General features: G+C 68.0%; 13 protein-coding genes. 2 read left to right on the top strand and 11 right to left on the bottom strand.

What is annotated here, in order from left to right:
* Window positions 1-28: 28 nt before the first annotated feature.
* The 5 genes from ACZ6YG_RS43325 to ACZ6YG_RS43305 form a co-directional block, all read right to left on the bottom strand.
* The gene (locus ACZ6YG_RS43325) at window positions 29-682 is read right to left on the bottom strand and encodes a hypothetical protein (protein ID WP_466021199.1); all 654 of its coding nucleotides are present in this window, start codon (window positions 680-682) and stop codon (window positions 29-31) included.
* A gap of 129 nt (window positions 683-811) precedes the next feature.
* Window positions 812-2,065 carry a sigma-70 family RNA polymerase sigma factor gene (locus ACZ6YG_RS43320; protein ID WP_466021198.1) on the bottom strand — a complete coding sequence of 418 codons (1,254 nt, stop codon included), beginning with the start codon at window positions 2,063-2,065 and terminating at the stop codon, window positions 812-814.
* A gap of 89 nt (window positions 2,066-2,154) precedes the next feature.
* A complete protein-coding gene (locus ACZ6YG_RS43315) occupies window positions 2,155-2,292 on the bottom strand; it encodes an excisionase family DNA-binding protein (protein WP_466021225.1) in 138 nt (45 codons plus the stop codon).
* A gap of 300 nt (window positions 2,293-2,592) precedes the next feature.
* Entirely contained in the window at window positions 2,593-2,847 is a 255-nt protein-coding gene (locus tag ACZ6YG_RS43310; protein ID WP_466021197.1) for a DUF6313 family protein, read from the bottom strand.
* Window positions 2,844-3,194: a DUF6313 family protein gene (locus tag ACZ6YG_RS43305; protein WP_466021196.1), complete on the bottom strand. Its 351-nt coding sequence runs from the start codon at window positions 3,192-3,194 to the stop codon at window positions 2,844-2,846. Before ACZ6YG_RS43305 ends, ACZ6YG_RS43310 begins: the two co-directional genes overlap by 4 nt.
* Window positions 3,195-3,643: 449 nt before the next feature.
* On the opposite strand from ACZ6YG_RS43305, the gene mobF reads away from it, so the two are divergent.
* A complete protein-coding gene (mobF, locus tag ACZ6YG_RS43300) occupies window positions 3,644-7,810 on the top strand; it encodes a MobF family relaxase (protein WP_466021195.1) in 4,167 nt (1,388 codons plus the stop codon).
* 456 nt (window positions 7,811-8,266) lie between these two features.
* Entirely contained in the window at window positions 8,267-8,392 is a 126-nt protein-coding gene (locus ACZ6YG_RS43295) for a hypothetical protein (RefSeq protein WP_466021194.1), read from the top strand.
* 193 nt (window positions 8,393-8,585) lie between these two features.
* Here ACZ6YG_RS43295 and ACZ6YG_RS43290 read toward each other — a convergent pair whose 3' ends face one another.
* The 6 genes from ACZ6YG_RS43290 to ACZ6YG_RS43265 all read right to left on the bottom strand — a co-directional run bounded on the left by ACZ6YG_RS43290 (window position 8,586) and on the right by ACZ6YG_RS43265 (window position 13,234).
* Window positions 8,586-8,747, bottom strand: coding sequence for a hypothetical protein (locus ACZ6YG_RS43290; protein WP_466021193.1), 162 nt, complete (start codon window positions 8,745-8,747; stop codon window positions 8,586-8,588).
* Window positions 8,737-9,315: an RNA polymerase sigma factor gene (locus ACZ6YG_RS43285; RefSeq protein WP_466021192.1), complete on the bottom strand. Its 579-nt coding sequence runs from the start codon at window positions 9,313-9,315 to the stop codon at window positions 8,737-8,739. The genes ACZ6YG_RS43290 and ACZ6YG_RS43285 overlap by 11 nt, the downstream gene beginning before the upstream one ends.
* A gap of 586 nt (window positions 9,316-9,901) precedes the next feature.
* Entirely contained in the window at window positions 9,902-10,189 is a 288-nt protein-coding gene (locus tag ACZ6YG_RS43280) for a hypothetical protein (RefSeq protein WP_466021191.1), read from the bottom strand.
* A gap of 97 nt (window positions 10,190-10,286) precedes the next feature.
* Complete coding sequence (locus tag ACZ6YG_RS43275) at window positions 10,287-11,006, bottom strand: hypothetical protein (RefSeq protein ID WP_466021190.1); 720 nt, start codon at window positions 11,004-11,006, stop codon at window positions 10,287-10,289.
* A gap of 119 nt (window positions 11,007-11,125) precedes the next feature.
* Window positions 11,126-11,938: an AAA family ATPase gene (locus ACZ6YG_RS43270; protein ID WP_466021189.1), complete on the bottom strand. Its 813-nt coding sequence runs from the start codon at window positions 11,936-11,938 to the stop codon at window positions 11,126-11,128.
* A gap of 198 nt (window positions 11,939-12,136) precedes the next feature.
* Window positions 12,137-13,234, bottom strand: coding sequence for a helix-turn-helix domain-containing protein (locus tag ACZ6YG_RS43265; RefSeq protein WP_466021188.1), 1,098 nt, complete (start codon window positions 13,232-13,234; stop codon window positions 12,137-12,139).
* Window positions 13,235-13,346: the final 112 nt, after the last annotated feature.

Here is a 13,346-nt window from a genome sequence, read left to right as displayed (position 1 = left end):
GCTGATGGGAGCTCGGAGTCGGTTGTGTTCAGCGTTGCCCTTTGCCGCCTTGATCAACGTCTGAGCTGATACCGGGAAAGTGAGGAAGCGGCCCCGCCAGATTCTGGCGTTCCGCGCTGAGGTCGATGACGGCGAGCCAGTCATGCGCGATCCACTTCTCCAGATCGTCTGCGAGGGCGTCGAGGTCGACCGCCGCTATGTGCTGTACTCCGGCATCCGTCAGGAGGTCGTCGTATCTGGTGCCTTGTGACTCACCGCGGAAAGCCTTCGCGTACCTGCGCAACGTGGCGATGTGCAGGCCGATCCCGCTGCGGCTGGCCCGTGTAATGGGTAGCAGATTGTCGGTGTGCGCGGCCGCTTCGGCATCGGCCTGCAGGTCGGCTTGCCAGGATCGGCGAGTCTCCACCGCATCCGGGCAAAGATCGTCAGCGATCGGGCGATCCATGAAGAGCCAGGTCAACGGCCGGTCGGCGGCGGAACCGGTCCAGTTGGAGAAGTCGGTTTCGGTGATGATGTAGCCGGCCGCCTCGTACGTCCCCATGTGCAGTACGCAGATGAGTGCCTTGTCCTGGGGCACATCGTCAAGGCCGTGCGGCGGGCCGGGCAAGACGATACTGCCCGGCAATGCGCTGAGGTACTCCAGCTGGCGGGTGTCCTGCGACAGCTTCAGATACAGCGTCATGAGGGCTCTCCAAAACGCTCGTAACGCGGGGCTCGTAACGCGGGGGTAGGTGAGGCATCGGGGATGACAAGGATGCCGCACTCGCGCGGAGTACGGGCCTCTTCAGGTGGTGTCGACGCTGACCGGCTCTCACATGTGCCTGAAGTGCTCGATCGCCTTCTTCCGGATTCGGGCGAGACGCTTGGAGATCGGGCTGTGGTTCTTGTAGCCCATCAGGTTCGCGATCTCGGTGAGCTTGGTGACGCCGCTGTTGATCAGGACGACAATCTGCCTCTCGCGCGGATCAAGCAGGGTGAGAAAATCGCTGTAGACCAAGTTGGCGATCACTTCTGTCTCGGGGCCTTGAACGGGGATGGTGTCGGTCAGTTCGACGAACCGGACCTTGATCTTGGAGCGCTTGCTGTACAGCTTGCGCTCGAAGTCCTCTCGAGCACGCGACCAGTGGTCGGAGAAGTCGTCTTCGACGCGGTTGGAGTTGACTGCGTCCAAGATGCCGCGGAGCTGGCCGGTGGCGTCGGCGTGATCGACGGTCAATGCCACGACGTCGGCGGCCTCGTCCTCGCCTCGCCACACATCGGAGCCCACGCGAGGACTCGCGGCGACCGCCCCTGCCAGGAAGGTTCCGTCCTGCAGCGGAATGGGGATCGGTTCCACGTCGGCATCGACGACGGGAAGTTCACCCTGGATCGCCTGGATGGCAGCGGTGACGGCCGGGAGCCAGAAATCCAGGTTGTGGGCCAGGATCCGGATGGGGTCGGTTCCGGAGAACCGGCTCATTCCCGTTCCGGAGTTGAGGTGCTTCCACACCACCGACGCCCACGCTCGCGATAGCCGCTTTTCGAAGTCAGCGGGAAGGAAGCGGTCGACGGGTGCCAACTGCATGACGTAAGGCCACTGGCCAGCGCGCAGAAGCGGTAGTCCGTGTCGCTGCAGGGTTGAGCGCGGCAGGAGGTGAAACAGCGGAGCGTACTCGTGGTAGCGACTGGTCGTCCTCGGGACGAAAATCACGTTCACGTCGCCGCGGTCGGCGATCGTGCGCATCGGTTCCGGGAGGTCCTCCTCGGAGAAGAACCGGCGCCGGAACTGGGCGGACTCCCACAGCATGTTCCACTCGGCGATGGCGAGTTCCAGTCGCCTCCCGTCCTCACCGCGCCGGCCGCTCAGCGGCAGGGTGACATGCTCCGGCGGGAGCGGCTCGTGGGGGCGCACTATCCGCTCGTAGAAGTGTCGAGCTGACCCGCAGAAGACCCGTGGGTACATTTCGGCGGTGGCCGCGTCCTCGTCGGCGAAGATTTGCTCGCGTTGGAAGGCCTCGATCTCGGCGGCGCTCAGCTCGCGATCGTCGGTCATCGGTCCGGCCTCTAGGTAAGTGGTGTCTGCCATGTCTACCTCACGACACTCAGGGCCGCTTTCGTTCCGCCCTTTCCGCCAGACGGTCGTCGGCCGGTACCTGGCCTGGTCCGGCGCGGCCGTCAATGACGATGCGCGTGGGAGATCTGGAGGTAGTCGTACACGGCCTGCTCGGGAACGCGGAAGCTGCGCCCCACGCGGATGGCGGGCAGTTCCCCGCTGTGAACCAGGCGGTAGACCGTCATCTTGGAGGCCTGCATGAGCGTGGCCACCTCGGCCACCGTCAGGAAGTGCACCTCCGATAGCGGCCGCTCCCCCGCCGAAGGCCGGGGCCTGGCGTGCTCGGAGATCACCTGGTCGATCTGTTCCTCGGTGATGTCGCCGGCGCGGGCCAGGTTGAGCAGCGCGGCCGCGGTTGAGGCGATGTCGTCGGCGCTCACCGAAGGGGGAGCCGCACGCCGCAGCAGCTGTTCCGCAGCCTGCTGCGCTGTCACCGAGCCCGTGCTCGCCATACAGTCAACGTAGCGCCCGGCGGCCGGATGTCCCACCCGCTGGGAAGGTCAGGCACACCACGTACACGTCCCCGACTCCTTGGCCGCGTGCCACAGAATGCCCTGGGCCGCACGCTGAGCCAGGGCGGTGGCCTGCCACGGCGACCTCCCCTCCATCTCGCTGGTGTTGAGGAAATGCACCACGGTCCGCTCCCAGCAGTCTTCCGCCTTTGGCCAGCGACCCCGATGGATCTCGGTCACGAACGTCTCCACGAACCGCTCCCACTGCGCGTCCTGCTTGTACAGGTGGGCCAGAGACTTCATCGCTGGCTCCCCGGTCGCCGGTTGGCCCGGGCCCGCTGCTGCAGGTCCTGAAACACCTCCGCCCGCGAACGCCGGCGGCGGGCCTCGATCTGCCGGGTGACCAGATAGCCCACGGTGCCGCCGACGAATGCTGGGATGGCCAGCCAGCCCACTAGGGACACTATCCAGGTCACCGGCGCGGACCCCGCGTCCGCGGGCGAGGTGATGCCGATGAGCACCTCGTACGCCGTTGACCAGCCGATCAGCATGCCGTCGATGACGAACAGCACGATGCATGCCAGGGCGACCCACAACGCACGCGTGAGTAACCAGTACTGGGTCTTGCTGAGCGCAGCCAGGGAGCGCACGTATCTGCGGCACCGCGCCGCCAGCGAAGCCCGCGGTGGCTCCGACCCAGCCGGTGTCATGCCTTGACGGTAATCGCTGGGCGATTGCATTCAAGGGGGCGAAAACCCGCTGCCGCCGTATCTCCCATTGCGGTACGCGTGAAGACGCTCACCGGTGGCGCCGAGTGTGCCCTCTGCCTGCAACGTGCTCGGGTCGTTCGGCCACTGACAGATGACGTCGCCCCCGGGGGCGACAACCGAGACGTGCAGCATGTCGCCATACCCCACCACCTCCCTACCTACCAGGAACCTCGCAGACATCTGACAACTGTCATTGCTCAACTAAAACATAAATGTCATTCTTCTCTTTCAAGCCCAAAGAGATCGATCGTGTGTACCCAGGTATCGCAGGGGCGATACGCGGGCTCCGCCCGACGGCCTGGTCGCGTGCGCGAAGGGGGGTGCACGGCATGGCATGGCTCACCGTGCTGGGTCCCGCCGCGGCGCAGATCGACTACCGGCTCCGTGCGGACGCCGGCTGCGGCCAGATCGACTACCGCCTCGTCGGCGGCGACAGCCAGGAAGCCGGTCAGGAGGCGGCCGCCGGTGCCGAGCCAGGGCGTGGCCTGACGTGGATCGGCGACGGGCTGCGCGAGTTCGGCATCGAGCCGGGCACCCCGTTGACGCCCGAGGACCATCAGGCGGCCCGGCGGCTGATGGCCGGCCGCGATCTGAGGGCGGGCATGCGGCTCGTCAAGCCGAAGCTGGCCGTGCACCTGCGGGCGATGCTGCCCGGGGAGGTGCTGCTGCAGGCGCTGCAGCAGGCCGCCGTCGAGCGCGGGCAGAGTGTGGAGGAGCTGCTCGCCGGTGCGCAGTGGGCGGCCAAGCGCGCCGGGCGTCTGGAGCGCGGCGTTGAACGTGGGGGCGAGGCGCACACCATTCCGGTCGGCGACGCCGAACGCCTGGCGGCCGCTGCGGGCCTGGGCCTCGATGCGCTGTATGAGCCGGACCGGCTGCAGGAGGCGCGTGCCCACCGCGATGAGCGCGTGCAGGTCGGCAACCGCGGCTACGACCTCACGCTCGAACTTCCGAAGAGCGTGAGCGTGCTGTACGGCTTAGCCGATCCGGAGCTGGCCCAGCGCGTTGAGGACGCCTTCGCCGAAGCGGTGGATGACACGGTGACCGCGCTGCAGCAGTGGGCCGGGTACGGCATGCGCGGCCGTCACGGCGACGGCAAGCGTGCTGAGCGCATCGCGGGCACCGGCGTGCTCGGCTGGATCCTGTGGCATCGAGCCGCCCGCCCTGTGAGCGGTCAGGCGCCGGACCCGCATCTGCACGCCCACGTGATGATCGCGAACATGCTGCGCGGCATCGACGGCAAGTGGTCCACGCTCGGTGCCGGCGGCCGTGACGTGCACCGGCATGTGAAGGCGGCCGGCACGCTGGTGCAGGCGCGGCTACGGCGCCTGCTGACCGAGCGGTGCGGCATCGCCTGGGAACGCGATCCGGACACCGGCGCCTGGGAGATCACCGGCATCGGCGAGGACCTGCGCGGCCGGTTCAGCAAGCGCGGCAGCCAGGTCGCCGATCTCCTGAAGGAGATGGGCCTCGATCAGGGCAACGCGAGCACCGCCCAGGCCAAGAACGCGGCGGCCAGGACCCGGGAGGACAAGAGCTCCGCGCCGACGGCGCCGGTGGACCTGCGCACTTCCTGGACGGCCCAGGCCCGCGCCGCCGGCGTCGAGCCGGCCGCGCTGACCGCCGCATGCGTAGGCGCCACTCGGGGCCTGCCGGCGCGCCCCTCGCCGGAGGAGATCGCCGCGTGGATCTGGCGGAGCGAGGACGGGCTGACCGGCCACGACAAAGTCGTGACCCGGGCCGACGTGCTCGCCGAAGTGATGGACGCGCTGCCGGACGGAGTCGCCGGTCTGGCTGATGCCGACGCGCTCACCGACCAGGTCCTCACCCACGGACCGGTGGTGGAGCTCCCGTCGGCCGGGGCGGTGCACCTGTCCAACAACCAGCGCTACACCTCCACCGACATCACCGACGCCGAACAGGCCGCGCTGGAGTGCGCCCGTGCCGGGTACGGCGCCCGCCTGGCCGTGGTCGACGACGCGGCCGCCGAGCTCGCGCTGGGCGCGTTCGAGGCCGGCGCCGGGATCGACCTGTCGCTCTCCCAGCGCGCGGTGCTGGAGCGGCTGCTGGGCGGCGGCCACGGCGTGGAGGCGGTCATCGGCGTGGCCGGCGCCGGCAAGACCATCATCATGGCCGCGGCTCGTTCGGCGTGGGAGAGCCGCGGCCTAGTGGTCGCCGGCGCGGCCACCGCGGCGGTGGCCGCCATGGGGCTGGCCGCCGAGTCCGGCATCGCCTCCAGCACCGTTGCGCACTGGCTGCGCCGCATCGAGCGCGGGCCCGGCCTGGACGGCGTGGACGTCCTGGTCATCGATGAGGCCGCGATCGTCGACGACCGCCAGCTCGCCGCTCTGCTCACCGAGGCGCAGCGCGCGCAGACGAAGGTGGTGCTGATCGGCGACCCGGTCCAGCTGCGCGCGATCGGCGTCGGCGGCGTGTTCGCCGCGATCCACCGCCAGGTCGACGGGCTGGTGCTCGGGGAGAACCGGCGCCAGCGCGACGACGGCGAGCGGGCCGCCCTGGCGTTGTGGCGCGACGGGCAGCGCGAGCAGGCGCTGCGCACGTGGAGCGCCGGGGGACGCGTGCACGCCGGCCGCGCCGCCGACGACACCATGGCCGCGATGCTGGCCGACTGGCAGCAGGCCCGGCAGGCGTACGCGGGCGACGTGCACGCGGAGCTGGCCGGGGTGGCGCTGCTGGCCGGCAGCAACGCCGACGTCGACCGGCTCAATGCCGCGGCCCGGGCGGTGCGACGCGCCGCAGGCGAGGTCACCGGCCCCGAAATGCGCTACCGCCAGGCCGGCGGCCGCACCCTCTCCCTCGCGATCAACGATCACGTGCGGGTGCACACCAACGACTACCGGGCCCGGCGTGGCCAGGGCGGTGCCGACGTGCTCAACGGCTACCGCGGCCGCGTGGTGCGGATCGACGACCAGCGGCGGGTGCTGGTCGAATGGCGCGCGCCCTACGCCGACGGGCTCCGCGTCGAGCAGGAGTGGATCGAGCCCGGCTACATCGCCGCCGGCGGGCTCGGCTACGGCACCGCCATGACGGTGGCCGCCACCCAGGGCGCCACCGTCGACCGGGCCCTGGTCTACGGGTATGGGCTGGACCCGCACAGCCTGTATGCGGCCATGTCCCGTGACCGCGAGGCGGTGCGCTTGTATCTGCCGCGCGAACTGCTGGAGACCGACGCTGACCGGGCCCGGCTCGGCGAGGCCGACGGCTACCCCGTCGAGCTGCAGCGCGCGCTGGCCGCCTACGCCGCCACCCTGCAAGGCGATCGCGCCGACCGGCTCATCACCGCCGAACCCGCCCCGATCGCCCACCGGCACGCCGAGCACGCCGGACCGGCCGACCCGCAGCAGGCAGCCACCCGGCTGGCCGACTTCGCCCGCCGTTGGGGCCGCGACGGGGCTCGCGAGGAGGCTCGTGCGGGGGCCGGTGACGCCGAACGGGACGCAGAACCCGCGGGCTCACCCGCGCCGGAGCCGGTGGTAGCCGAGCTGGCGGACGAAGCCGGCGACGATGCCGGCGAGGAGGCCCGGCGCCGGGCCCGCCAGGAACTGCAGGACGCCGAGCGCGAAGCGGCGGCCGCGGTCCAACGGGCCAGCGTCCTGCTGGGCCTGTCCCAGCGCCCGTACGGGATCGGCCTGCTGGACGACGCCCAGCTGGAGGCCCGGATGCAGTCGCTGACCGAACGCGTCAGGACCGCGGCCGCCGCCCTGGGAGCTGCCGACGAGCAAGCCCGTCGCTACGACCGCGACGGCGGCGGCCCCGCCGAGCAGGCGCTGCAGCAAAAACGTGCCCGGCTCGCCGAGCAGACCGGCCAGATCGACGCCGCCGAGCAGGCCGCCCACCGACTGCAGCAAGCCCGCCAGGCGGCCGTCGACGGCCGCGAGCAGATCCGCCGCCTCCGCCGGCGCGAGGCCGACCTCACCCGCGAGCTCGCCGCCCTGGGCAGCCTGCGGCCCTGGCACCGGGCCCGCCGCCGCGACCTGGACGCCGCGCTCTCCCGGCTGCGTGAGGACCTGGACGCCGCGCGCGAGCGCCTGGCCCCCATCCTCGAGGAAGGGCCGATGCTGGAGGCAGCAGCCGACCAGGCTGCCGCCCAGGCGCCGCCGTCGACGGCCTGGCCGTTGGTCCGACGTCGGCATGACGACCTCGAACGCGATCTGGACAGTGCGCTGCGCGGTGCCCGAGCCCGTGACGTCAACGCCGCCACCCAGCAGGTCGCCCAAGCCCGCCACCGCTACCAGCTTGCCCGCGCCGAGCTGGTCGCCGTGCATGACGAACGCGAGCGACGCGCCGACTTGCCGCCCGACCGGCGCGAGGCTGAACGCGCCGCCCATGCCGAACACGCCCAGCGACAGCGCGCGGCGGCCACCCGGCAAGGTACAGCCCGGCCGTCACCCGGACGAGAGCCTGAACGTGAGAGGCAGCAGGCGTACCGGCCGTCACCGGGTCGCGACCTCGACCGCGGGCCCGGGCTGAGCCGCTAAAGCAGCCTTGCTTTTTGGCTACTACTCTCTTACCTTTCAAGATCATAAGCAGAGTCTGTTTAATGCCGTGATGGGCGATTTCTTGATACGCGCACAGGCGCGTATCCGCGCGCAAATCCGAGCCCATGCGCACCGCACTCTGGACTCATCATGCGAGGTGAAAAGAGGTTCGATCACCCAGAAATGCGCAGCCATTTAACGCGTTTCCCCAGGTAGATTCGCATGTACTAAGCCGCTGCGGGGGTCTTAGTTGTAGATCTTCCAGCACCACGCGGCTCGAACTGGTGGCCCGTAGAGTCGTGGTTAGCGCCACACGTCGTTCACACCAACAGCACTTCGTCGGGGTTTATGCGGACCCACCACGTGGGGGCCCACATCCACCCGGGGCCTACACCGCCGGCTCGCTCGCCCCCAGCAGGTAGAGCCGGGGCCTCGCCCCAAACCGAGGGAGCGCGAATGGCGACAAACGACGAGGCGCCGCCGAAGGGCCGGTTCAACTGGTGGGAGTGGCTGATGATCCTCATCAGGGCGCTGCTGCTGCTGGTCGAACTGGTCCTGAACGGGAAGAGCCCAGCCGAGTGACCCTCCGGCTGAGCCCTTCTTGCTGTTGAAGTCCCCGCGGTGGTCCATCGGTTTCCAGGCCTGGGCCGCCGTGGGGCTTCTTACTGTTGGTCCGCCAGCGGCCCAACGGTGTAAGCACACCTACATACCCACCGTACCGCGACTTCTCCACATGGTGGCTTACGCGTTGGCCTTCATCTTCTTCGCCATGTGCTCAGTGCATGCTGTCGGTGCCAGTGGGTGTGTCGTCTTCGTCAGCTACGCCGTCGTACAGGTCGCGCAGCCGCTGCTCGACATCGATCGCTGCGTCCAGAGACTTCAGCGCGGACCTGGACGCGTCTGTGAGAAGGGTATCGAGGTCTTTTTCATGGTCCATCGCTTGCCTCCTTTCTAGCCGCTTCGGTGTGCTGGTGGAGCAGCGCCTTCAGCTTCTCCCGGGCGTGACGGGCGTGGGAGCGCACCGTAGCGGACTTCTGGCCCGTCATCTTCGCGATCTCCCCGGGCTCGTAGCCGTCGATGATCCACGCCATCACCTCGCGCTGCTCCTGGGGCAGCGTGTCCAGCATCTCCAACACCAGCATGGTGCTGCCGCTGTAGGACACACGGTCCTGGAGGCAACTGTTGAGGTAGAGCCGGTCCTGGAGAAGCTTCGCCCTCTTGCGGTTACGAAGGACGATCCTCGTCGCTGCGGTCCGCACCCACGTCATACGGTCGGAGTGGATGCCCTGCCAGTTCCGGAAGGCGGCTTCCATGGCCTCCTGGGCGGCGTCCTCCGCTTCGTTCCGCGCGCCCCAGAAGATCAGGAACTTGATGAGCTGCGTGAAGTGCCCCTGGTAGAAGTCTTCGAAGCCCTCTTCCCTCAGAAGGTGCTGGGTTTTCGTATCCGCCTGCTCGGACGTGGCCATTTGATCCTGCTCCTTTTCTGGTACCTCGCTGATGCGCAAGGTCGCAATTTGCTCATCCGCACTCCTGGGTGTGTTGGCTGCCTATCGGCAGCGCTGGGAAATGGATCTGGCCGCCCGGCGGAGCCGAGCGGCGCGGACAAGCGGGACCGGAGCAACGGTGCCCGCCGTGTTGACCTAAGAGTGCAAGTTAGGGAGCCATCGTGCAAAGCTCGATCCGAGAAATTTCAGGAACGCGGATCTTTAGCGACGCCGGTAGGCCAGGAGCGCGAAGACCACAGCTACTCCCGCGGTGATTAAAGTGACCGGGACGGATTGCGTGGTCACGTACGCGGCAGGTACACCCACCAGAGCCGCGTTCACGGCTACCACTGGCCGCCCTGTCTGATCACCTGCTGCAGGCGAACCGCCCGCTCCGTCAGCCCCACCTTCCAGGGGTGCGGACCCGTGAGTGTTTTCCCCAGGGGTGGTTTCATCGAGCACTGGTCCTCCTTCATCGGCCGCTATCGGAGGAGAAGTGCGCACAAAGATGCCGGCGTGCAACAGCGAGGCCCCCATCAAGTCCCTGAGGGACTGCCCGTTGACCGCCCGCCGTCGTAGTCGGCGGGCGGCGGGGATTCAGGGAGGGTCAGCTCATGCTGTCGGCAAGCAGCTGGTCGATACGGTCCGGCTCCACCTGCGTGGCGGCCGCGATCAGCGGCACCAGGCCGCTCACCGTGGAGATGTGCTGGCCGTACAGCGGGCCGAAGCCCACGTTCGGGGCGTCGGACACCGGGTCGCTGGGCAGGTCATCGCGCCACAACTGCGCCCACCAGCTGCCGGTGCCTTCATCCCAGCCCCACACGCTGCGTTTTTGCCAGCCCTCCAGCAGGAACCCAAACGGCCCGGGGTGCCTCATCGCGTCCTCGCGTTCCATCTGTTCACGGGCGCGATTGTGGGGGCCGAGAGCACCGAGGGCGCCTCTGCTGTGGGGTAGGGCGCCCTCGGTGCTGATGACAAATTTGTCAACAAGATCAACTTTCGGGCTCGAACTCTGATTCCAGCATCCACACTGCCTGTCGTAGGGCAGGAAAGAGCACGCCCTTTCCCCAGTCGGGGTCCTCTTTGGCAGCCTCGATGAGGCGCTTCCCTTGGCCGTCGCTCACCAGTTCGGCGAACTCGCGGAAGCGCGCCAAGTTCTTTGAAAAGGTGGCCTCCCCGCTCTCGGTCTCGGTGTCCTCCGGAGGGGGGAGGTAGCCCTTGGCCCGGGCGACCCGTACGAGGGCGGCAGCAGACTTCTTTCCTTCAGTGGAGTCCCACACGTCGTATAGGGCCTCACGGCCGTGCTCTTCCAGTACCGGCCTGACCGCGCTGGCCTGCCCCTCATTTAGGTCCCTGTCCACGCCGTGCTCAGCGAGTGCCTCCACGACGGGGATGTCGGCAATGACGCGAGAAACGTACGACGGATGCCACGGGTGCTCGTTCTTGAGGTACGCCGTGAACGAAGTGTAGCCCTTGTCCCGAAACAATCCATGGTCACGGATGGCGGCCAGGGCCCGGCCCACCGCGAGAAGCCACTGCGTGGTGATCGCCGTGATGTGCTTCTCGCAGTCCTCCAGAGTGGGCACGTCCCCGCGGGCCAGCTTCTCCACGAACGCGTCTGCAGGCAGGGCAGGGGCTGGCGCGCGGACAACCTCTGCGTCGGTGGTGTCTGGCGCCGACGTCGCCCATGCGTCATCGGCCCAGCTCGTCATCGCCGCAGCTTCCTGCTGTGCCTTCTCCAGCCGATCGAAGGCCTCCTCCGCCGCATTGCCTCGGCTGGCGGCCCGCCTGCGCTGAGGCGGCCGATGCTGCTCGCGAGTGTCCGGTGGCGTCACCTACGGCCTCCCTGTACGCCGGGCACCTCATCGAGCCCCAGCGCGAATGCCGCCAGTTCGGCGACTACCTTGCCGTACTCCCGGAAAGTGCGTGGGAACATGCCGAACGCTTCCGCGTAGCGGATGGAGTCGTACAGCGGCGTGGAGAACACTGGATAGTCCTTCTTCTCGACCCGGGCATAGGAAGTCCGGAGCAAGTTCGTGTCGTTCGCGCCCGCCTGCTTGGCCCGGGCGAACAGAACGATCGCGGCCAGCTCGCCTCCGTGGGCGGCCTTGAGAGCGTCCATCTGCTCTGCCACCTGGAACGTGGAGTCGAGCTGGGCGGTGTCCATGGGCGTCGGCTGACAGGGGATCACGAAGGTGTCGGTCACCATCAGTCCAGCGCGCAGGATGTCGTCGTGCTGAGGACTGGTGTCGATGACCAGATGCTTGAACTGCCCCTCCATGGCAGTCACCCGTTTGGCCAGATCCGGAGTTGCCCAGGGCATGACGGTCAGGTTGATCGGCCATTCGTCGCCGGCGCCGAGCTTCCACATGAGACTGCTCTGGTTCTTCGGATCACCGTCGACGAGCAGGACGGGATCACCGGTCAGTGCGAGGGCTAGAGCCAGATGGACGGCGGTGGTTGTCTTGTTGACGCCGCCCTTCATGTTGCCGATCGTGATGCGGATAGGTCGACCGGCAATGGCCGCGACCACGCTCTCGAACTGGGCCCGGTCGGTGGGCGTGAGGAGATTCCAAATTCCGGCGAGCTGTTCCTGGACAGCTGTGGCATCGAGCTGGACTGGGGTTGAGGATGGAGTCGTCACGGTATCGTCTCGCCGTGTCGGCCGGAGTAGGCGATCATGGGTCCTCCTGTGATGAGTTGTCACTGACGCCAGTGACAACCGACATCCTAGAGAGACCCTCACCGGCAGGCACGCAGAAAGGCCGCCCCCAGCGAGCGGGGACGGCCTTCTAGGCTTCTCATCACAGAAGTTACGGCGATGATACCCCTGCCGACCCGGCTAACTGCTTCTGATCATCCGAAGGGGAGGACGGCCTGGTGGCGGCCCCATGGGATACCCATTGCCCGCCATCAAGATAGGAGCCAGACCATGGAGGTGGCCGACGACGTCCTCACGAGTGAGCCGGAGCTGGCGAGCGATGTCGGCCGGGCGCACCTGCTGGCCCCGCCCGGCCGTCAGCAGGTCTGTAAGCACCTGCGAGGTCTCCCCACCCACAGGCAGAGCGGCAAACCGATGCAGGTTGGCACACACGCTGCGATAGTCCTCCCCCTCCAGCAGTCCCATGCCACGCAACCGGTGCGCCAACGCCATTCCGGGCACCTTCAAGGCGTGGCTCACATCTTGAATGCGGTCGCTGCCGGCGCGATACAGCGTCCGGCCCAGCAGATCGGGAGCAGGCATCAGGAAGTGGGCGGCGAACTCGTCCGCGGCCGTCTCCGCCTCACCGCTGGCTGGTGACACTTCACCACGGTGCAACACCAGGTGCGCCAGCTCGTGGGCAACCTCCACCCGGGCTTGTGCGCCGTCACCTGCCCGGCCGAGAAACAAGAACGGCACACCGCGCCAGTACAACGAAAAGCTCCCCACATCGGCGCAGTCGGGTGGCAGCGCATAGACACGTACGCCGTGCCTCTCCAGTAGACGGATCATGTTCGAGACCGGCGCCTGCCCCAGCCCCCAGCTGATCCGGACCACCTGCGCGGCCGTTTCCGGGTCCGTTCCCGGCAAGCGCGGCATGTCCGGATCGGGCACGCTGACGCGCTCCTCCACCCACTCATTGATGAGAATGCCGATTCTGGCGGCGCTGCGGGCAGCGTTCTTGCGTCCTGCGGTGTGCTTGATGGCCGCGCGGAAGCTGATCGCCGGCTCAGGTACCTCCTCCAGATCTTCTCCGAGAAAGAAGCCTTCAGGAAAATTCAGAACGTCGGCGAGGCAGGAACGGGCCTGCGGGCTTGGGCTGCGCTCGCCCCGCTCGTATGCCGACACCGAGCGCGGGCTCACACCGCTGAGCTGAGCCAGGCCTAGGACCGTCAGCCCACGGCGCTTGCGCGCCAACACCAGACGTGAGGGAGCGAAAAACCCGGACGGAGAACTCATCACATCAACCAGACGCTGGAAGCTCGGACGGGGACTACACCGTGGCGCATCCTCCGCTGATCGGCCAAGAGAGACGATCCATCATCCTCGCCTCGGCCTCTCCCGTCACTGA

The organism is Nonomuraea sp. NPDC054003 (assembly GCF_055585125.1).
Note: the sequence above shows the minus strand (reverse complement) of the source record. Positions and strands in the feature narration are given on the sequence as shown.

Coding starts and splice junctions, on each gene's coding strand:
- ACZ6YG_RS43325 (WP_466021199.1), bottom strand. CDS start 682: ATGACGCTGTATCTGAAGCTGTCGCAGGACACCCGCCAGCTGGAGTAC.
- ACZ6YG_RS43320 (WP_466021198.1), bottom strand. CDS start 2,065: ATGGCAGACACCACTTACCTAGAGGCCGGACCGATGACCGACGATCGC.
- ACZ6YG_RS43315 (WP_466021225.1), bottom strand. CDS start 2,292: ATGCAGGCCTCCAAGATGACGGTCTACCGCCTGGTTCACAGCGGGGAA.
- ACZ6YG_RS43310 (WP_466021197.1), bottom strand. CDS start 2,847: ATGAAGTCTCTGGCCCACCTGTACAAGCAGGACGCGCAGTGGGAGCGG.
- mobF (WP_466021195.1), top strand. CDS start 3,644: ATGGCATGGCTCACCGTGCTGGGTCCCGCCGCGGCGCAGATCGACTAC.
- ACZ6YG_RS43295 (WP_466021194.1), top strand. CDS start 8,267: ATGGCGACAAACGACGAGGCGCCGCCGAAGGGCCGGTTCAACTGGTGG.
- ACZ6YG_RS43290 (WP_466021193.1), bottom strand. CDS start 8,747: ATGGACCATGAAAAAGACCTCGATACCCTTCTCACAGACGCGTCCAGG.
- ACZ6YG_RS43280 (WP_466021191.1), bottom strand. CDS start 10,189: ATGGAACGCGAGGACGCGATGAGGCACCCCGGGCCGTTTGGGTTCCTG.
- ACZ6YG_RS43275 (WP_466021190.1), bottom strand. CDS start 11,006: ATGACGAGCTGGGCCGATGACGCATGGGCGACGTCGGCGCCAGACACC.
- ACZ6YG_RS43265 (WP_466021188.1), bottom strand. CDS start 13,234: ATGAGTTCTCCGTCCGGGTTTTTCGCTCCCTCACGTCTGGTGTTGGCG.